14 protein-coding genes are annotated in these 21,115 nt (G+C 44.9%); 8 read left to right on the top strand and 6 right to left on the bottom strand.

Annotated elements, in window-relative coordinates; all coding sequences use genetic code 11:
• Positions 1 to 177: 177 nt before the first annotated feature.
• Positions 178 to 3,231 carry an ammonium transporter gene (gene amt / locus ACIGBN_RS00070; RefSeq protein WP_396662945.1) on the bottom strand — a complete coding sequence of 1,018 codons (3,054 nt, stop codon included), beginning with the start codon at positions 3,229 to 3,231 and terminating at the stop codon, positions 178 to 180.
• Positions 3,232 to 3,612: 381 nt separating this feature from the next.
• On the opposite strand from amt, the gene ACIGBN_RS00065 reads away from it, so the two are divergent.
• Entirely contained in the window at positions 3,613 to 3,921 is a 309-nt protein-coding gene (locus ACIGBN_RS00065; protein ID WP_396662943.1) for a hypothetical protein, read from the top strand.
• On the opposite strand, the gene ppx is transcribed toward ACIGBN_RS00065, so the two are convergent.
• Positions 3,918 to 5,435, bottom strand: a complete 1,518-nt coding sequence (gene ppx, locus ACIGBN_RS00060) for an exopolyphosphatase (protein ID WP_133002065.1) — start codon at positions 5,433 to 5,435, stop codon at positions 3,918 to 3,920. The two genes, ACIGBN_RS00065 and ppx, sit on opposite strands and share 4 nt — an antisense overlap.
• 511 nt (positions 5,436 to 5,946) lie before the next feature.
• On the opposite strand from ppx, the gene rho reads away from it, so the two are divergent.
• Together rho and ACIGBN_RS00050 are read left to right on the top strand one after the other, a co-directional pair.
• Positions 5,947 to 7,212, top strand: coding sequence for a transcription termination factor Rho (gene rho / locus ACIGBN_RS00055; RefSeq protein WP_133002129.1), 1,266 nt, complete (start codon positions 5,947 to 5,949; stop codon positions 7,210 to 7,212).
• Between the two features lie 137 nt (positions 7,213 to 7,349).
• Complete coding sequence (locus ACIGBN_RS00050; protein WP_133002066.1) at positions 7,350 to 8,078, top strand: NAD(P)H-flavin reductase; 729 nt, start codon at positions 7,350 to 7,352, stop codon at positions 8,076 to 8,078.
• 81 nt (positions 8,079 to 8,159) lie between these two features.
• Here the strand turns inward: ACIGBN_RS00050 and ACIGBN_RS00045 are convergent, their stop codons facing one another.
• Together ACIGBN_RS00045 and mqo are read right to left on the bottom strand one after the other, a co-directional pair.
• Entirely contained in the window at positions 8,160 to 8,432 is a 273-nt protein-coding gene (locus tag ACIGBN_RS00045) for a YfcL family protein (protein WP_133002067.1), read from the bottom strand.
• Positions 8,433 to 8,517: 85 nt separating this feature from the next.
• Positions 8,518 to 9,996, bottom strand: coding sequence for a malate dehydrogenase (quinone) (gene mqo / locus ACIGBN_RS00040; RefSeq protein WP_243711923.1), 1,479 nt, complete (start codon positions 9,994 to 9,996; stop codon positions 8,518 to 8,520).
• A gap of 416 nt (positions 9,997 to 10,412) precedes the next feature.
• Between mqo and ACIGBN_RS00035 the strand changes: the two genes are divergently transcribed.
• Entirely contained in the window at positions 10,413 to 10,814 is a 402-nt protein-coding gene (locus ACIGBN_RS00035; protein ID WP_396662939.1) for a CBS domain-containing protein, read from the top strand.
• A 14-nt stretch (positions 10,815 to 10,828) separates the two neighbouring features.
• Here the strand turns inward: ACIGBN_RS00035 and hslO are convergent, their stop codons facing one another.
• On the bottom strand, positions 10,829 to 11,704 hold the full coding sequence (hslO, locus tag ACIGBN_RS00030; protein ID WP_243711924.1) for an Hsp33 family molecular chaperone HslO: 876 nt from the start codon (positions 11,702 to 11,704) through the stop codon (positions 10,829 to 10,831).
• Positions 11,705 to 11,920: 216 nt separating this feature from the next.
• On the opposite strand from hslO, the gene ACIGBN_RS00025 reads away from it, so the two are divergent.
• The 4 genes from ACIGBN_RS00025 to ACIGBN_RS00010 all read left to right on the top strand — a co-directional run bounded on the left by ACIGBN_RS00025 (position 11,921) and on the right by ACIGBN_RS00010 (position 18,922).
• Positions 11,921 to 13,846, top strand: coding sequence for an ABC-F family ATP-binding cassette domain-containing protein (locus ACIGBN_RS00025; protein WP_133002069.1), 1,926 nt, complete (start codon positions 11,921 to 11,923; stop codon positions 13,844 to 13,846).
• Positions 13,847 to 13,950: 104 nt separating this feature from the next.
• Positions 13,951 to 14,946 carry a porphobilinogen synthase gene (hemB, locus tag ACIGBN_RS00020; RefSeq protein ID WP_396662937.1) on the top strand — a complete coding sequence of 332 codons (996 nt, stop codon included), beginning with the start codon at positions 13,951 to 13,953 and terminating at the stop codon, positions 14,944 to 14,946.
• Between the two features lie 180 nt (positions 14,947 to 15,126).
• Entirely contained in the window at positions 15,127 to 17,349 is a 2,223-nt protein-coding gene (gene ppk1, locus ACIGBN_RS00015) for a polyphosphate kinase 1 (protein WP_133002071.1), read from the top strand.
• A gap of 334 nt (positions 17,350 to 17,683) precedes the next feature.
• Positions 17,684 to 18,922 (top strand): uracil-xanthine permease family protein, encoded by a 1,239-nt coding sequence (locus tag ACIGBN_RS00010; protein ID WP_396662935.1) that lies wholly within the window; start codon positions 17,684 to 17,686, stop codon positions 18,920 to 18,922.
• A gap of 631 nt (positions 18,923 to 19,553) precedes the next feature.
• Here the strand turns inward: ACIGBN_RS00010 and ACIGBN_RS00005 are convergent.
• Positions 19,554 to 20,519 (bottom strand): transposase, encoded by a 966-nt coding sequence (locus ACIGBN_RS00005; RefSeq protein ID WP_396662933.1) that lies wholly within the window; start codon positions 20,517 to 20,519, stop codon positions 19,554 to 19,556.
• Positions 20,520 to 21,115: the final 596 nt, after the last annotated feature.

Raw genomic sequence — 21,115 nt, 5'->3', positions numbered from 1 at the left:
AGTACTAAAGGTTTGCTGTCGAACCTAGAGATTAACGAGACGTCACACTGGTCATTATTTTAGAACAATATCACTATTTAAAGACAAAGTAAGCATTAAGAAAGAACGTATGAGTTTTGTAGCTGTTGTTATAATTTATTTTTAACTAATTGTTTTAATTAATAAAGAAAAATAGGCCTAATCGGCTTTATCCAGCAGCGCTGCCGTGTCTAAACTGGGCATTGGTCGGTAAAAATAATAGCCTTGATAAATCAGACAGCCCATTTGTTTCAATAGTGCCGCTTGCTCAGCCGTCTCAACACCTTCCGCTACCGTCACCAGCTTCAAATTGCGCGCTAAATGAATGATGGTTTCACAAATGGTGGTGTCTTCAGTGTGCTTGCCACATTCCTCTACGAATGACTGGTCTATTTTTAACACATCCAAAGGCAACCGTTTTAAATAACTCAAAGAAGAGTAACCAGTACCAAAATCATCAACCGAAATAGTAATATTCATCGCTTTTAGCGCTTCCATTACCTCGATACAGCGGTCAATATCTTGCAATAGAACGCTTTCGGTAATTTCAATCTCCAGCAAAGCTCCAGTAATCCCGTAGTCTTCCAGCTTGCTTGAGAGATAAGAAACAAAACTGCCTAGCACAAGATGACGTCCTGAAATATTGACCGCAATGGGCACTAAGCGTAGCCCCATTTCTCGCCATTCAGCTTGCTGTCTTAGCGCCTCCTCAATGACCCATTCGCCTATTTTGATAATCAGGTTCGACTCTTCTGCAATCGGGATAAAGTCCGCAGGAGAAATCAACCCTTTTGTCGGATGATGCCAGCGAATCAGGGCTTCTAAGCCAACAATACGCTCACTATCCATCCACACTTTTGGCTGATAATCTAAACGAAATTGTCCTGCCGCAAGCGCTTCATGCATCTCCTGTTCAAAACCAAACTTTTTCACGACGACGGTCGCCATTTCTGGCGCAAACACCTGAGCATTGTCTCGACCTTTTTCCTTCGCCCAGTACATGGCAATGTCCGCTTGCTGAATCAATTTGTCGGCGTCGGTTGCTCCCCCATCAGACAATGAAATACCGATACTGGTTGGTATGTTTAACAACTGACCCTTTAAGTTAACCGGCGCTCGCATTACCTGTAAAATGCATTCCGCACGCTTTTTAGCAGACTGATAAGAGACATCTTGAGTCATGATTAAAATAAACTCATCGCCTCCCCAACGAGCCACCATATCGGATTCATCAGAGACTTGAGTTAGGCGCTCCGCCACTTCGCATAACAACTCATCACCCGCTTTATGACCTAGGGTGTCATTGATGGTTTTAAATTTGTCCAAGTCTAAAAATAACAAGCCTACTTGGCTATGTTGCTTGGATGCGAAAAGCAGTGCGCTGACCAATTTATCCATCAAATAAGTGCGATTGTACAAGCTGGTTAATGGGTCACTATAGGCAAGAAAACGCAGCCTTTCCTGAAGTTTAAATTGCCGTGTAACGTCCCGAATATGAAGGGTGTATTCTTCTTTGCTGGCGCGACTGTTATCGACGCCAGTTTTTGTAATCGCAATTTCAGCGGGGAAATGATTATGTGGGTCTCTTTGCAAACGAAATGAGTTACGGCGATTAAGCACTAGCCCCATCGAGGAAGAAAAACCTATTTCTAAGCTTTCCAAAATAGCAGATCTGTCTTCTTCCAGAATAAAACTATCAATAAAACTTTTGCCTACTACCTGCTTTTTAAGGCAGCCAAACGTCCGCTCCGCAGCGGGGTTAAACTCAATCACATCGCCTTGTTGATCAATAGTCACAATGCAATCCATCGACGAATTAAGAATCGCGGTTTTGCGCCTTTCGCTCTTTTGAAACCGCAATAAAGCATCGTCGCGCTGGGCTATTTCACCGTTTACTCGCTCAATCACTTGGTTGTACTTATGAGCAATTTGCCCTACTTCAGTAAACGGCTCCTCAGGAACGGGGAAAGAGAAATCTGCATTATTTTGCTGGTATTGCATCGAGGTTAAGAGATCAAAAAGCTCTGTCGTAGCCCTATGTTCAGACACGTTCATGCCTTGCTCTTCGTGCTCCTTCGACGCCCTCAGTGGCAGTACCTTATTAAGCAACCACATGGCACCATAAGCGACGACAAAACAGTACACGCCAATCACAACAATACCCAGCGATTGAACACCCAGCTGCTGGTAAAAACTTAGCCCTGTTTGAATCTTGTCTGCATCACCAAACAAGGCAACGCTTAGCGTGCCCCATATGCCAGCAAAGAGGTGGGCGGGCACCACATCAAGTGCATCATCAAGGTGCAGCCGCTCCATTAAGAGGCTGCCGTAATACACAATACCTCCTGATACGGCACCAATAATCGCCGATGATGCCGGTGACACCACATGACAAGACGCCGTAATTCCGACTAGGCCTGCGATAGTACCATTTAAAATAAACCCGACCTCAACAAAGCCATCTCGTACATAGTTGATCAATGCCGCAATTAAACCGCCCCACACAGCAGATAAAAACGTATTCAAAATAATAATCGGCACATCATCGGTCAGTGCCAATGTACTGCCACCATTAAAACCAATCCAACCAAACCAAATCAGCAACACCCCCAAAGCAGACAAGGGCAAGTTGTTGCCTGGAGGCAGTCGAATACCTTGTTCAAAGCGTCCTAGACGAGGTCCTATGATCATAATGGCCGCTAGCGCCACCCAGCCGCCAACAGAGTGCACCACGGTCGATCCTGCAAAATCAATAAAGCCCAGTGACTCTAACCATCCCTGTTGAGCTTGTGAATCATAGGCTCCCGACCACGCCCAATGCCCCGTTACCGGATAGATAAGCACAATGAGCACGGCCGTAATCGCCAAGTACCCCATAAAGGTCATGCGCTCAGCAACGGCACCAGAGGTGAGTGTTGCGGCGGTGCCACAAAACATCATTTGAAAAAGAAAGAAGCTTATTTGCCAAGGAGAGTTGTCCTCGCCAAAGACAAATTCGCTGCTGCCAAACAGCCCTAAATTGGATTCTCCAAACATGATGCCAAAGCCAAAGAGCCAAAATATCACGCTGGAAATAATGAAATCTGAAATGTTCTTCGCCGCGACATTGATACTATTCTTGCTGCGGATACGGCCGCTTTCTAAGCACAAAAACCCCGCCTGCATCATAAACACCAAAGCCGATGCGACCAATAACCAATAAAAATCTGACATACATTCCCTCAGCCGGTATTGCTCTCCTTGCTAAGAAAGCCATATTGCAGGCTTCTAAGTGCATTCCAATGCAAGAACAGAGTCACGAATAATTCGTTAAGCCACACAAACTTATTCAAGACTCACGCCAACTTTTGTTTTCGTTTATGAGGGATTAAATACTTGATATAAAAAGGGTTAATATTTGCTTGATGGGCCGGTAACGATAGGTTTTGTGTGACAAATAAGAAGTCTGTAAAAACCGCCTATTTCGCTCTTTTATGAAGAATAACCGCGTTTTTTGAATGAATGGAACGATTAAGGCTAAATCTGGAATAGATTGTTTTTTGAACAGGGCTGATTAATAATTAAGCAACACTCCCTAAAATAGGAGAGCGTGCAATGGCAATCTCCCCAATTTCAAACTCGGACTGGCATAAGCTGTTACCAAGCAAGTCTTCGCATTCTGGCTTTAGTAATCAGACAGATTCCTCTCACGCCCGCAGCACACTGCATTTGTCTAGCCAAGCAAGGTTCATGAGTGATCAATTTCAACAGGGTGCAGACGTAAAGCCCAATCAGGAGTATGTAAGCCTGTCTTCCAGCGTAAGGGCGCCAACCCGCTGGTTAGGACTGAGCCATGAAGAGGCCATTGCTATCTATCGTTCTATTGAAGCAATGGCCAACAAAAGCGAACAAAGTAATCGCTAGCTAAACGTCAGCGTATAACCGTCACTCGCCAGATAATCTGCCTCGCGCTGCAAGTTCGCCAAAGTAAGAGGACGACTGTCTAACCAATTAGGCAAAAACTCCGCATGTAAGCTTTTATCCCCTGCTTTTAACGTAAAAATCGGCATATCACCTTCTTTACGGTCATTATGAAGCAAGATAGATAAGCGGAGTAAAATAGACAAACGATCTAAATCTTGCTGATCGCTTTTGGTGAATTTATATTCCAGAGACTGGGTAAACTTTCGACGATGGCGCAAAATAAGATTCGCCAAAGCTTGTTGTTCTTGCTGGGAGAAGCCTGGCATATCAGACTCACTGATAATATAGGCGCCATGTTTGTGATAACGGCTGTGTGAAATGCCGACACCAACCTCATGGAGAAGGCCTGACCAACGCAACAAATCTTCACTGGAAATACTTTTCAGCTGCCAATTGTCTTTGACTTGAGCAAGCGCGGATAACGCGGTGTGGGTCACTAATTTCGCCTGCTCAGTATCAATATGATATTGGTTAAGCATGTAGTTAACCGTTCGCTCACGGATATCAGACTCGGCATAACGGCCCATGATGTCGTACAGCACCCCTTCGCGTAAGGCACCGACAGAGAAATCCATTTGCTTAATATCAAAACACTCAAAAACGGCGGTCAGAATCGCAATACCAGCAGCAAACGTATTTTTACGCTCAGGCTTCAATCCCGGAAGGTCAATATTATCTGCATGACCCGCTTCTAATAAGGCTTTCTGAATTTGTTTCAGCGTCTTCGGTGTGATGCCTTTTTTACTCCAGCCATTTTCTTTAATAATGTTGAAGGCGGCTTTGATGGTACCTGAAGAGCCAATGGCGATATCCCACTGCTCATCTAAATAGTCGTCTTGTATGCTTAGCAACTCTAGACGAGCCGCCGTGACGGCTTTTTGGAAATTGGATTTGGTAATGCTGCCATCAGCAAAGAAACGTTGACGGAAATTCACACACCCCATGTGCAGGCTTTCTGTCAAAATAGGTTCTAACTGCTTGCCTATAATAAACTCGGTACTGCCTCCACCAATATCGACGACAAGGCGTTTTAATTCACCATGGTCCATGGTTTTCGACACACCGACATAAATAAGACGAGCTTCTTCTCGACCCGCGATAATCTCAACCGGATGGCTCATTATGTCCATGGCTTTGCCAATAAAGTCATACCGGTTCTTAGCTGAGCGTAAGGCATTTGTCCCCACCACTCGAACCGAACCCGCGGGCATGTCTTCAATGACTTGTGCAAACTGTGCGAGGCAATCTAGCCCTCTTTGCTGAGACTCTTCATCTAAAATACCGTGGTGCAAGCCTGCAGCCAGCTGCACTTTTTCACCAAACTCACTCGTTATACGTAACTGCCCGTGGGTAACTTGAGCAATTACCATGTGGAAACTGTTTGAGCCTAGGTCAATAGCTGCAATTTTTTCAAAAGGAAAATCATGAGATTGTTGCAAGAAGAGTGATTGCATCCAGAACGCCTTAAGTCATGGTCTTGAGCTAAGAAGTATATCAGGTGTACTCGATAATAATAAGAAGTGCTAAGGCAATGACCTTGCTATTGGTCTTGGTTTTTTTCATTCATTAAACCTCCTAGAAAACATCGTAATCTAGAATATAAGATAGGACAGAGTAAAAAATAAAAACTCCGTGTGTTTGATCAAAAAATTATCAGAAATTGGCTTTTTCGCGCTTTTCACTATAGACCTTGCGTTTAAGTCGCACTATAGTAGCTATGGTCTTAGTAAAATCTGGTGTACGCGAGCTAGATTAAGACTCCAATCAAATCGTTTCACGCTGTATTGGCTTTGCCCTATCCGGGCCCGTTTCAGAGCAACCAACGCAAGAGAGTCATTCTTCGCAGGTTCCTCGGTGCCGAGTAGCTGATATGTTGTTAAATACTTCCAGACACTGATCGGCGTTAATGTTACAACCTGATCCCGTCAATTGTCCTTCTAAGATGAGCTAATGCAAAACCCGTTTATGAACCTTACCGAATTAAAACAGAAATCAGTACACGAACTCTTAGATATCGCTGCAGAAATGGGCCTAGACAACATGGCCCGTTCGCGCAAGCAAGATGTCATTTTCTCCATACTTAAGCGACATGCTAAAGGTGGTGAAGATATTTATGGCGACGGTATCCTAGAGATTCTGCAAGACGGCTTTGGCTTCCTACGTTCTCCAGATAGCTCCTACCTAGCAGGGCCTGACGATATTTATGTATCACCTAGCCAAATTCGTCGCTTTAACTTACGTACTGGCGATACGATTGCCGGAAAGATTCGACCACCAAAAGATGGCGAACGTTATTTTGCACTATTAAAAGTCAGCGAAATCAACTTCGACAAACCTGAAAGTGTTCGTAACAAAATTCTTTTCGAAAACTTAACCCCTCTTTTCCCTGATGAACGCCTATTAATGGAAGCGGGTAACGGCTCAACAGAAGACGTTACTTCTCGCATCATTGATCTTGTTGCGCCTATGGGTAAAGGTCAGCGTGCGCTAGTGGTTTCCCCTCCTAAAGCGGGTAAAACCTTCATGCTGCAAAACATTGCTAATGCCATCACTCGCAATAATCCAGAGTGTCACATGATTGTTTTGCTGATCGATGAGCGCCCTGAGGAAGTAACCGAAATGTCACGTACTGTTCGTGGCGAAGTGGTTGCATCGACGTTTGATGAGCCGCCAAGCCGTCACGTACAAGTTGCCGAAATGGTGATTGAAAAAGCGAAACGTTTGGTAGAACACAAACGTGATGTTGTTATCTTGCTTGACTCTATTACCCGTCTTGCTCGTGCTTACAACACGGTTATCCCTTCTTCCGGTAAAGTATTAACCGGTGGTGTGGATGCCAACGCCCTAGAACGTCCTAAACGCTTCTTTGGTGCTGCACGTAACATTGAAGAAGGCGGCAGCTTAACCATTATTGCAACAGCATTGGTGGATACCGGCTCTAAAATGGACGAAGTTATCTTTGAGGAATTTAAAGGTACGGGTAACTCGGAATTGCACCTAGATCGCAAAATTGCTGAGAAGCGCACTTTCCCTGCGATCAACATTCGTCGTTCTGGTACGCGTCGTGAAGACCTTCTTACTTCTGAAGATGAACTACAACGCATGTGGATTTTACGTAAACTATTGAACCCAATGGAAGACGTTGCCGCAACAGAGTTCTTGATTGACCGCTTACGAGTCACCAAAACAAACGATGAGTTCTTTGAGTCCATGAAGGGCAAAAACAAATAACATCATTCACTGATATTAAAAAACCACTTTTAGTAAGTGGTTTTTTTTCACCTAAATTACCAGTATAACAAGGTACTCGATTAGGACAGTTTTATACTCACTGAGCAAGTGAGTGAGACTTGCAGCGGAGCAATAAATTGAAAGACGTAACAGCCAAAGTCAGTTCGGTTGAACTGATTAATCACAATGTCTATGAAGTAAAACTAGAGATAGACGAAACACCATTTATTGCGGGTCAATATTTGATGATTGTTTTGCCGACAGGCGAGCAGGTTCCCTATTCTATTGGGAGTGCACCCCACACTCTACCTACGCTTACCTTATACATTCTGGTTTCTGACCCAAGCTCGCTTGCCCAAAAAGTCATTGAGCATATCAATACAAACGACAGTATTATGGTCAAAATGCCTGGCGGCGATAGTCACTTAGAAAGTGGTGCGTTTATCGAAGAAGCAGAGCACATTCTGCTGATTGCTGGCGGCACGGGTTTTTCACAAATGAAAAGCTTGTACGACAGCTTGATCGAGCAGGGCTTTAAAGGCCATGTTTCTCTTTACTGGGGACTCAGAACACCGAGCGACATTTTTATGCAAGAGTGGGTTAAACAGGCGCAAAGTGAACACACCTTCTCGCTTGATATTGTCGTCAATGAAGCCGACGAGCAATGGCAAGGTCGTACTGGCTGGCTCTATGAGGCGGTGCTAGAAGACCATCCTGATCTTAGCAATAGCGTCGCGTTTATCAGTGGCTCTGTTGGCATGGTATATGGCACGTTAGACCAATTAGAGTTGAAGGGACTCGCTACAGATCGCTGTTTCTCCGATGTCTTTGCCTACGCACCTCATCCAGACAAGCCTAAGTTGTAAGCGACTGGATAACGACAAATAAGACATAAAAAAACGAGGCCATGGCCTCGTTTTTTTATGTCTTGCACGCAATCGAAGTCATTATTTTGAATGCTTACAAGTCTGTTCCCATAGCTCTAGAATACTGGCTTGATCTTCAGGCGTTACATTTTCTGCTTCTAGTGTGTCTCTTAGCGTTCCTTCAAAGGCACTGTCAAACTGATCAGAACCTTCACCTTCAGCGCTGCTATGAAGCCCTAATAATCCTAAAAGGTAAGCACAATAAAATAATTGGTCGCCCTCTTCTGCTTGGTGTTCAATATCTCGTAGGGAATCACTCAACTGATCCGCGCGTTCTGCAAAGGTTATTGGCATCTCTATTCTCTTATTCATTTTTTACATTCGATACATATAGAAAAGCTGGGTATGAAAACCCAGCTTTTTATCGTACTCATGGCGGTTATGGTTTTAACTGCAATGTCGTCAAGGTTCGCTCACGGATAGACAACAGAAGATCTGTGTTTTCGACCAAAGATTGACCGTAAGAAGGCACCATTTCTTTCATTTTAGCTTGCCACTCTTTAGACGCCATCTTTTTAGGGAAACACGTTTCCAAGATGTTGATCATGGTATTAACCGTAGTCGACGCACCTGGTGATGCCCCTAATAGCGCGGCTAATGAGCCATCTTTCGTGGTGATTGCTTCGGTTCCAAACTCCAGCTTACCGCCCGATTTATCGTCTTTTTTGATAATCTGAACACGTTGGCCTGCGTAAGCTAATTTCCAATCTTCATCTTTTGCATCAGGGAAGAAATTACGCAAAGAATCACAACGATCTTTATGGGATTTAAGCACTTCACTGATCAGATACTTCGTCAGGTCCATGTTGTTTTTACCCACACACAAAATAGGCTTCAAGTTGCCTGGTCGTATGCTCAAAGGGAAGTCTAACATTGAGCCAGTCTTCAAGAATTTTGTCGTGAAGCCAGCAAATGGCCCAAACAAAATGGCTTTTTTGCCATCAATGATACGTGTGTCTAAATGAGGAACAGACATTGGTGGCGCACCAATCGGTGCCGCACCATAAACTTTCGCAAAATGCTGTTCAACTAATTCAGGTTTTTCACAAACCAACCATTGCCCACTGACAGGGAAACCGCCATATCCTTTGCCTTCTTCGACACCGGCTTTTTGCAGTAAAGGCAATGCCCCGCCACCAGCGCCTAAGAAAAGGAATTTAGTGTGGAAACGCTGTGTTGTGCCATTATGATGAACCAGTACATCCCAAGTGCCATCTTGGTTCTTCTTGATGCTAGTCACTTCAGAGTTGATGTGTAGCTCAAAGTTGTCCATAGCTTGAAGATTTTTGGTCATATTACGAGCAATGGAACCAAAATTAACATCCGATCCATGCTCAATACGCGTCACCGCTAAAGGCTCATTTTGAGCGCGATTGTTCATGATCAAAGGCATCCATTCCTGCATTTTTTCACGATCTTCCGTGAACTGCATTTCTTTAAATGCTGGATGCGCACTCATCGCGTCGTAACGTGCTTTTAGCTTTCTAACATTGTCTTCACCCCAAACAAAACTTTGGTGTGGTACACGGTTTATAAATTCTTTTGGTGCAGGTAATTTGCCTTGTTCAACAAGGTAGGACCAGAACTGAAGACTGACCTCAAATGCTGCATTAATCTTAACCGCTTTATCAATGTTAACACTGCCGTCGGCATTCTCTGAGGTGTAATTAAGCTCACAATAGGCAGCGTGGCCAGTTCCTGCGTTGTTCCAGCCATCAGTACTTTCTTTGGCAATGCTGTCCAATTTCTCGACCATGGTAATGGCAAGACTTGGATCCAGTTGCTTGAGTAACATTCCTAGGGTAGTGCTCATTGCACCCCCCCCGACTAGTAAAACGTCTACAGAGTTTGAGGTCATATGATTTCGCCGTGTCATAGCCAATGGATTTGAGAGTGATGAGTAAAGGAGGCTTTTGGCCAGCAGTGGTGCTACATTAGAGGAACTGCGATGCTTTCTCGTCACTCATCTCAGAACGCCTTTGTTTGCAAAATTATGGTATGCAAAACTCAAAAACGAACAACCTAGCAAGGAGTCTGAGTAGGTGTGATTTAATTATACGGATTTTATTAATAATGTCTTGAGACCTTAGTCTAAGATCTCCATTTGTTTTACTCCACTTCTCTATAAAGGCAGATTTTTATCTACTTTTAGTAACAATATCAGCGTATTTCGACACATATGTTTAATACTTTTACGCTGTTTTTCTACTATCTTTATAAAACAATATTCAGTATAAATAGAATCAATTCTCTCTATTTGAATGGAGGTGTCGTATGAAAGCTCAAGATATCATGGTACGTGATGTAATTTGTGTGGACATTGACGCTCGCTTGCCCGAAGTCAAAGCGATTATGGCGCAAAACCACTTTCACCATTTGCCCGTTGTAGAGAACGAAATACTGGTTGGGATTATTTCTGATCGGGACTTATTACGAACCATCAGCCCTTTCATTGACAGTCTCTCAGAGCAGCCTCGCGACACTGAGACACTGAATCATGCGGCCCATCAGGTCATGACTCGCCAGCCTATTACGGCGAAAGCCGATTCCCCAATAAGTGAAATTGTCACCTGGATGAAACACGTAGATATTTCTTGCGTGCCTGTGGTTGATGAAGAAAACCACCTCCTAGGCATAATTACTTGGCGTGATCTAATCAACCACGCCAAGTTCTAACAGTCAGCGCAGATTTAATGAGTCTGCGCTTGGTCACCTAGCTGATCCACCAAGTCTTCTGCTGTGAACTCATATTGCTCTGCACAAAACTGACAGTCCACTTGAATAGACCCTTGCTCAATCAATAACTGACGAACTTCATCAGCACCAATCGAAATAACCGCATCCAAAGTACGCTGACGAGAGCAAGAACAGCCAAACTGCAAGGCTTTTGGCTCATAAAGGCGCACTTCTTCTTCATGATATAAACGGTGAAGTAAGGTTTCGGTGTCCAGTCCCAGAAGTTCTTCGTCTTTCACCGTGGCCGCAAGGTGTGTAAAACGCTCCCAAGCATCTTCATCGCCACTTTGTGCTTGCTCAGCAGGCAGGCGCTGTAAGAACAAGCCCGCGCTTTGCGCACCATTAGCGGCTAACCACACTCGGCTAGGCAACTGCTCAGATTGATAAAAGTATTGCTCTAAACATTCCGCTAATGTGTCACCAACAATTTCCACAATCCCTTGATAACGCTGTCCATTACGTGGACTGATGGTAATCACCAAGTAACCCCCTTCTAACACTTCTTTTAACGAAATAGTGTCAGGGACGGTTTGCGTTTCATCCCATTGGGCAATGCCTCGCAAGTTTTGCAACTCATCACACTCAGTCATTAACGTGGACAAAAAGCCATTGCCTTTGGCCTGAATCGACAACACACCATCGATCTTGATGATGTCTCTTAATAGCGCAATCGCAGCCACGAATTCACCCAATAATTTTTCAATTCCGATTGGGTAATTTTTACGCTTGATTATCTCTTGGTACGCACTATTCAAAACAACATGCTCACCTCGAACATTGGTATTGTCGAAAGAAAAGCGTTGAATTTCATTGATTATTACATCGTTCACAAAGTTCACCTTGTGCCGATACACGACACGAGTAAAAGTTCAAATGGATATTGCGCGCATTTTACCCTTGAGCGTCTGAATCATCCACTTTAAACCGTGTATTAACAGGGAATCTTTGCCTTCCCTATTTCGTTTAATGCAGCGCCACTCTAAAATGCTAAGCATTGCTTTTAACCTAGCTCCTAATCATCGATACCAAAGAGATTCTCTGTTTTTATGATCCAATTTAGCGAAGTCAGTTTACAACGAGGTACACAATTTCTTTTAGAAGACGCCGATCTCACTATTTTTGAAGGTCAAAAAGTCGGTTTGATTGGCGCCAACGGGGCAGGTAAATCCTCCCTGTTTGCGATGGTAAAAGGCGATTTAGGGGCAGACACCGGCAGCGTAATTTTGCCGGGGAATAGACGCATTGCGTTTATGGCTCAAGAAGTCGAAGAAACACAGCGCAGCGCACTGGATTATTGTCTCGATGGAGACGACCAACTTAGAACAATCGAAGCGCACATTGAACAAGCGCAAGCGCAAGGCAACAACCACGATCACGCTCATTGGTTAGGAGAATTCGAAACCGCACACGGCTACTCTGCACAGTCTAGAGCGGAAACCTTGTTACAAGGTTTAGGGTTTAAAATGACCGATATGCAAAAGCCAGTGTCAGACTTTTCGGGTGGTTGGCGGATTCGTCTCAACCTAGCAAAAGCCCTCATGTGCCCATCTGATGTGCTGCTACTCGATGAGCCAACCAACCACTTAGACTTAGACGCTGTTATGTGGCTGGAAAACTGGTTACGCCAATACCCAGGCACCTTATTATTGATTTCCCATGACCGTGATTTTCTAGACGGCATTTGTAGCCATATCGTTCACCTATACCAGAAAAAACTGGTCCTTTATAAAGGCAACTACTCAAATTACGAGCGCCAGCGCGCTGAGCACCTTGCCCAACAACAAGCCAACCATGAGCGCCAGCAAGCAAAACGCGCGCACATGCAAGAATACGTGAATAGATTCCGCTACAAAGCCGATAAGGCCAAGCAAGCACAAAGCCGTTTACGCATGCTAGAAAAGATGGAAATCATTGGCCCTGCCCACATAGACTCTCAATTTGAGTTCTCTATCCCTGTGGCAGAAAAAACCTCTCAGCTGCTCATCAATTTGTCGCAAGCAAACCTAGGTTACACCTTAGAGTCAGGCGCCAAAGTGGTTCAACTTGGCGACACCAACTTTGCCATCCGTGATGGTCAACGCATAGGCTTACTGGGCCCGAATGGTGCGGGTAAATCCACCTTGATCAAATCCATCGTAGGAGAGCTCGCTTTATTAAACGGCGAACGCATCACGGGCGAAAACCTGAAAATTGGCTACTTTTCTCAGCATCAATTGAGCGCACTTGACCTTGAAGCGTCGCCTCTTCTGCACATTCAACGCCTGTCTCCGAAAATACTAGAAAGTGATATTCGTCGTTATTTGGGAGGCTTTGGCTTTACTGGCGACGACGCCCTAAGAGCAGTAAAAGGCTTCTCTGGCGGTGAAAAAGCACGCCTGGCACTGTCGCTAATCGCTTGGACTAGACCGAACTTACTGGTACTCGATGAGCCAACCAACCACTTGGATCTAGACATGCGCCAAGCCTTAACAGAGGCGCTGCAAGAGTTTCCAGGCGCCATTCTCGTGGTGTCCCACGATCGTCACCTACTCAACAGTACCGTCGACGAGTTCTATCTGGTGGCTGATCATCAAATCCAAGCCTTTGATGGTGACTTAAGTGCCTACCATGCTTGGTTGCAAGCTCGACAAGCGTCCGCTGCGCAAGCGGAAAAGAACGACGCCACGCAAGAGAAAGTCGAAAAAGTTGATCGCAAAGAAGAACGCCGTAAAGCCGCTGAACTGCGAGAGAAACTGCGCCCCTTGCGCAAGCAAGTTGAAAAGTATGAAAAAGCCGTCCAAACAGCGCAAAAACACCTCGACACCATTTCTGAATCCATGGCGGATTCATCATTGTATGAGGCGGATCAAAGAGAAAAGCTACAAGCCCTTCTCAGCGATGAAGCCAAATGGAAAAAGTCGCTAGAAGAAAATGAAGAAGCCTGGTTCGAGTTACAAGAAGAGCTGGAAGAGGCCGAGGCTAACTTAGCCTAATGAGATGAATCTAAGATCAAAAAACAACGCGGTACTCGCTTGTCTGACTTATCACTGTCATACAAATTAAGTACATTAACGAATAGCAAAATAGGAGCTGATGGATGACTTTTCCATACACTCGCATGCGCCGCATGCGCAAAAATGATTTTTCTCGTCGCCTGATGCGTGAAAACCGCTTAACGGCAGACGATTTAATCTACCCTATGTTTGTCATAGAAGGAGAAAACGTCCGTGAGACCGTCGCCTCTATGCCTGGTATTGAACGTGTTTCAATTGATCTTTTATTAAAAGAAGCGCAAGAACTGGTCGACCTTGGTATTCCTATGGTGGCACTTTTCCCTGTGGTGTCCGCAGAGAAAAAATCCCTGATGGCAGAAGAATCCTACAACCCAAATGGCTTAGCGCAACGTGCTGTTCGCGCGCTAAAAGAAGCCTTCCCTGAATTGGGGGTAATGACGGATGTGGCACTGGATCCATTCACCACACACGGCCAAGATGGCATCATAGATGACTCAGGTTACGTGCTTAATGACACCACCATTGAAGTGCTCGTAAAACAAGCCTTGTCTCATGCAAAAGCCGGGGCAGATGTGATCGCACCATCGGACATGATGGATGGGCGCATTGGCGAAATCCGAGAAGAGCTTGAAGCTGAAAACTTCACCAACACCATGATCATGGCGTATTCCGCTAAATACGCTTCCGCATACTACGGCCCTTTTCGTGACGCTGTCGGCTCAAGCGGCAACCTTGGTAAGAGCAATAAATCGACTTACCAGATGGACCCAGCCAACTCAGACGAAGCCATTCGTGAGGTGCTACTCGACCTGGACGAAGGCGCGGATATGGTCATGGTTAAACCAGGAATGCCTTATTTGGATCTGGTACGTCGAGTCAAACACGAACTTGAGGTCCCAACCTTTGTGTATCAAGTCAGTGGAGAATACGCCATGCATATGGCCGCTTTTCAAAATGGCTGGCTCGACAAAGACAGCGTCATTATGGAATCTCTGTTGGCGTTTAAACGTGCCGGCGCGGATGGAATCTTAACCTATTTTGCAAAAGACGCAGCACGCATACTAAAGGCCCAGTCATAGCCCTAAGTCCTTCTCATACAATGTCAAAATACTCCTGTTAGGATGTAAATAAGATCAAAGAGACGGTGACCTTCTGGCTGTGTTGGTGTAATTTGTAAGTTAATGCCTACTCATTTACGAGTGGGCATTAGTTCAATACCAATAATATAAGATGACGGTATTTGGGAGTGATAAAAAGGCATGTCAGAACAGTCAGTAAATGAAGTGGATAAAAAGGAAATCACCCCTATTCCAACGAAGGAAATTGGTGGGGAAGAGCTCGTGCTGGAGCCCATTCCAGAACAGCCGCAGGACCCGAGCAAGGTCTCTTTAGAAGAACGTTTGCCTGAAGAAATTGATCTCGCAGACCCTGAGCTCTATTTTAACCGTGAGTTAAGCCACTTACAGTTCAATGCGCGCGTTCTTGAACAAGCCATGGATGAAAACCACCCCATTCTGAACCGTCTCACCTTCTTGTGCATTTTTAGTTCAAACATGGATGAGTTCTTTGAAATCCGCGTTGCCGGACTAAAAAGTCAATTAGAATACAGCCGTGAAAAAAACGGTCCTGATGGCATGCACCCAAAGAAAGTGCTGAGTTTGATCAGCGAACAGGCCCACAAGTTAGTGCGCCGCCAATACCGTATTCTCAACGATATTATTTTTCCGAAACTTGCCGCCGAAGACGTTAAATTTATTCGCCGTTCAGTATGGAATGAAAAACAGTCTACTTGGGCCAAACGTTACTTCCGTGACAATGTCTTACCTATTATTAGCCCGATAGGCCTTGACCCTGCACACCCCTTCCCTCGTCTCGCCAACAAAACCTTTAACTTTGTTGTTGAACTAGAAGGTCGTGATGCATTTGGACGAGAAAATGGTCTCGCCATTGTGCCAGCACCAAGCTCTCTGCCTCGCCTTGTCAAAATGCCAGATGATGTGTCTGAAGGTGGCGACAACCTCGTCTTCCTATCTTCCATCATTCACGCCCATGCCGATCAATTATTCCCTGGGATGACAGTAAAAGGTTGTTTCCAATTCCGTCTGACACGAAATGCCGACTTAGAAGTCGACTCTGATGACATTGGTGTCGATCTAGCCGGGGCGCTCAGAACAGAATTACAAAGCCGCCATTATGGCAGCTCGGTACGCCTTGAGATCGCTGATAATTGCCCTACGCACATCATCGACTCTCTGCTCAAACAATTTGATTTAGAAACTCAAGACCTCTACAAAACAGATGGTCCTGTTAACTTAAGTCGTCTGATGGCAGTACTCGAACTGGTCGACCGTCCAGATCTTATGTACCCTCCTTTTTCTCCGGGACTGCCAAGAAAACTGGCCAGCTCAGGCGGCATATTCGAAGCAATTCGACAACGTGACTACCTCTTAATGCACCCATTTGAGAGTTTCTCCCCTGTTATCGACTTACTCAGTGATGCAGCGAAAGACCCTCATGTGGTGGCAATTCGTCAAACTCTATACCGTACAGGAGCACGCTCTCCCATTGCGAATGCACTGGTCGAGGCCGCGCGAAACGGCAAAGAAGTTACCGTGGTCATTGAGCTGCGTGCACGCTTCGATGAAGCCGAAAACTTAGCCTTAGCCAGTCGTCTACAAGACGCTGGAGCGATTGTTGTTTATGGCGTCGTTCGTCACAAGACCCATGCCAAAATGATACTCATCGTACGCAGAGAAGGCGCAGAATTAACCCGTTATGTTCACCTAGGCACAGGTAACTATCACGCTGGTAATGCGCGTCTTTATACGGATTACAGCTTCCTCACTTGCGACAAAGAAACCGGAGACGATGTGCATCGCGTCTTCCAGCAATTGACAGGCATGAGCAAAGAACTCAAAGTGAAAAAGCTGCTACACGCCCCTTTCACACTACGCGATCGCTTGTTAGACATGATTAATCGCGAGGCAGAAAACGCGCAAAAAGGCGACCCGTCTCGAATCATTATCAAGGTCAACTCGCTCACTGAGCAACGCTTGGTACAAGCTCTGTATAAAGCCTCGCAAGCAGGCGTGAAAATAGATTTGATTGTTCGTGGTATCTGTACGCTACGCCCAGGTATTAAAGGCATCTCCTCTAATATCCGTGTGCGCAGCATCATCGGCCGTTTCTTAGAGCACACTCGGGTGTACTACTTCTACAACAACCGCAACCCTCAGGTTTATCTGTCCAGCGCCGATGGCATGGACCGAAACCTAAACAACCGTATTGAAGTCGCCTTCCCGTTACAAGACCTGAAACTGTCTCGTCGTGTGAAGAAAGAACTGGAACTCTACCTGTCGGATAACACCCAAAGCTGGATACTGCAAAGCGATGGCTCTTATCAATTGTCTAAGCCGAGAAAAGGTGAATACCGCAGTGCGCAACGAACGCTACTAAGCGATCTTGCAGACAGCACTCGCTAATCACGTCACTCAGCCAACATTTATACATAAAAAGCCTAGCGAATGCTGGGCTTTTTATGTATAACCACCTGTTTTATCCCCTAGCGTAAAATGAACTCAAACTATCACGGTAATGAGTAAGCGAACTCTAGAGGCAGGCTTATCGCACTGAAGTACATCCAGCCACTGCATTTATTGTTGGTGTGTCTGCTGATTACACTTAAAATCCCCCCTTGAATGTCTAATCATGCAGATAATTGAATCATGGATTGCTTTTTAGCGGCTCTGACCCTGTACGTCTGCCATTGCAAATAGATAAAATCCTCAGCACTTAATCATGACAAAGGAAAAACCAATGAAAAACGCCATATTAGGCGTCCAAATGCTATTTGTTGCATTTGGCGCTTTAGTATTAGTTCCCTTACTAACAGGCCTTGATCCGAATGTGGCTTTATTTGGTGCCGGTATAGGGACTTTGCTTTTTCAAGTTGTCACACGTCGCACCGTGCCTATTTTTCTAGCGTCTTCGTTTGCCTTTATCGCTCCCGTTCTATACGGCATCCAAACTTGGGGCTTAGCCTCCACCATGGGCGGGTTAATTGCTGCTGGATTTGTTTATGTTATTTTAGGGGCTCTTATTAAGTTAAGAGGCGCAGGCTTTATACACCGTCTATTACCACCCGTCGTCATTGGCCCTATTATTATGGTTATTGGCTTAGGCTTAGCCCCAACAGCTGTCAATATGGCTATGGGGAAAAGTGGTGATGGGGCTGCTCAACTGGTCAATGCAGATTTCTCTATTTGGATCGCACTTGCCTCTTTATTAACGACTATTTTTATCAGTGTCTTTAGTAAAGGTATTTTTAAACTACTGCCTATTTTTGGCGGTATTATCGTGGGTTACTCATTAAGCTTACTATTCGGCATTGTTAACTTCGATGCGGTTCATCAAGCCGCTTGGTTTGTTATGCCAAACTTTACCGCTCCTGAGTTTAATATAAACGCCATTTTATTTATGATTCCTGTGGCCATCGCACCTGCGATAGAGCACGTAGGCGATATACTTTCTATCTCCAGTGTCACTGGCAAAGATTACTTGAAAAAACCAGGCTTGCATCGCACCATCGCAGGAGATGGGATCGCTACTATGGCAGCAGCCATGGTAGGCGCGCCGCCAAATACAACCTACAGCGAAGTCACTGGGGCTGTCATGCTCACTAAATCTTTTAACCCCGTGATCATGACATGGGCAGCAATTGCCGCGATTGTCCTTGCCTGGGTTGGCAAACTAGGTGCCTTATTACAAACCATTCCCCTGCCTGTTATGGGAGGCATTATGATTTTATTATTTGGCTCCATAGCGGCGGTTGGACTCAACACGTTAATTAAAAACCAAGTAGACCTTCATAAATCACGTAACCTTGTTATTGTCGGCGTTACACTAGTCTTTGGTATTGGCGGAATGGCCTTTGGCATTGGCGAGTTTAACTTACAAGGCATCAGCCTATGCGGCATCGTTGCTATTATTCTTAATCTAGTCTTACCAAAAGACATTGGCGACAACCATATTGTTGACAACGCACAAATAGAATAAGTTTTTACGCACACCAAAAAAGTAAAAACAAAAAACCTCCAATAATGGCACTGCCTTATTGGAGGTTTTTTATAATGAGAAAAAGACACAGAGTAATATGGTGTTAAAAGCTCTGGACTTCCCAAAGTTGAATAGCGATATCACGCTAAGGTAATAGACTACGATTTTAGCTGTTTAGTCACAGGCGTGCATTGGCAATTAGACACACTTATTGGACAGTATGAATAAGGTCAGTGCGAGAGGTTCTTTTTTTGCAGTACCTTTTAGAGAGCCGCTAACGCGTCGAGGTACGGCTCTTTAGAAAGTGATGGCGCATGCGACTTTTGGCGCTAAGCACGAGAGCGTTGGGCGCTAACGAGTTCAGCGGTTACGACGAGGTTCAGAGCCCTTAAACGGCGAGTAACAAAACAAACAAAACAAAGACAGGCATCTTATATAGTTAATAAAAACAATATATTGGGCACACTGCTGAAATCACTCATCACTAATAAATCAAAATATACAGGATAAAAATAAGTGTGCGAGAGGGAGTATCACACTATTCTTCAATAACAATGCTGCTTGACCTTTTTTAGTTACAAAAAGATCTCAGCCAGAAGTTGATCCACTGTATTCTAATCGACTATTTTCGTTAAATAAGTAACTGACTACTTTTACGATACCGCTTTCTATGGTGGGATTCACAGTAATGATCTATGGATAATTCTTGCCCGACGACCCGGCCTGTTCTCGCCTCAAATTCAGTAGCAATACAAAGCCAGTTTTCAGAGGATATATTCAACCTCTGCAAGATGGGAAGCAAGGAGGCATCAATCGAGCCTTTTTTGCTTTCTCTCACAATGAGCCCAGTCATATCGACTAATTCTAAGTAATCTGCGAGTTTAAAAGGCAATCCATTAGGCATATCGTGTTTTGAATTCCCAACAAAAGCATACAGCGCTTTAGGTTGGCTGTTCTCTTTCACGGCTGCTACTCGTTTCTTAATGCTGGTGAAATCTGATTCTTCTGGTGTGTCGCTGATGCCTGACCTTACTGGATTTAAATCCACGTAGGCCATGCAAGCGATCAGGGCGGCTTCATCCAATAAAGCCTGGGATTTAAAGCGCCCTTCCCAAAAGTGCCCAGTGCATTCGTCTTCTAGGTTAGATCGCCGAGCGATGGGTTCGTTGAGCTCTTTCATAAACCAGCTTAGGTCTGTTAAGCGTTCTCGGTAAGTTTCTGCCGCCGCTTCTGCTAGCGCAACCACATACGCAGGCAGTGTGCCACCAAGCAGATATCGTTGAGTAAAGGTCGTGCCTTTATGAAGTTTATGCCAACGCTCTAAAACCTCAACGACAGACCAGTTTTTCACCGTCTCAGAATCAATATGCAGCACTACATGAAGATGGTTGCTCATCACCGCATAAGCACAGACATCGATGGAAAACACACTGGCTAGGAACAACAAGCGCCGCTCTACCCAATCTCGTCGATGCTCGTAACTCGCTCCAGTATGCGGGTCTTCACCGCACAAAAAGGCACGACGCACACATCGAGCAACACAGTGGTAATACGGGGTATCGTCTAAGCACACTTGCTGACGTCGGGGCATTGGCATATCCGTTCCTCTTCCTTGAGAAAACAAACATTAAGTATAGAAGAAATAGAACGAATAAAACGAAAAGTCCTGAAGGGCTTGTGGTTGTTGGTTTTTATATATGCCTGTCTTGAATAAAAAGAGTGCCTACCCCTATTATCAAGAGCATAGATGCCAGCACCTTGGTCAGTAACAACTTAAGGGCAGAGCCTGTCTTTATTGTGTAATAAATAACGGAGAATAAGCGTTAGAAGTACCGTGCTTATTAGTTTTTATATGTGCCTGGCTTTTTCGTATGCCTGTCTTAAAAAATATTTCAAAGCCTAGCTAGTTTGCCTGTTACGACTAGGGTCAGAGCCCTTAAACATCAAGTGATGTGGTTGTTTGAACGATGTGCTACTTTTTAAGGGGTCTGACCCTGCGGACGGTATGCACAATCAGTGTGATAGCTTCTTGTTTTGCCGTATCTTTAGAGAGCCGCTGATGCGTCGAGCTTGGCTTTTTAGCTAAAAGGGGTCAGAGCCTGAGGTATCCCCACGAATTTGATATAAATAACAATTAGTTAACGCAAGAAGGGAACGTTCATGGCCCTTGGTGATCAATAATTTCGCCAAAAA

The organism is Marinomonas sp. NPDC078689, from assembly GCF_044542435.1.
Taxonomy (GTDB): Bacteria; Pseudomonadota; Gammaproteobacteria; order Pseudomonadales; family Marinomonadaceae; genus Marinomonas; species Marinomonas arenicola.
The sequence above is the reverse complement of the archived record's forward strand: the minus strand, read 5'-3'. Positions and strand labels throughout refer to the sequence as shown.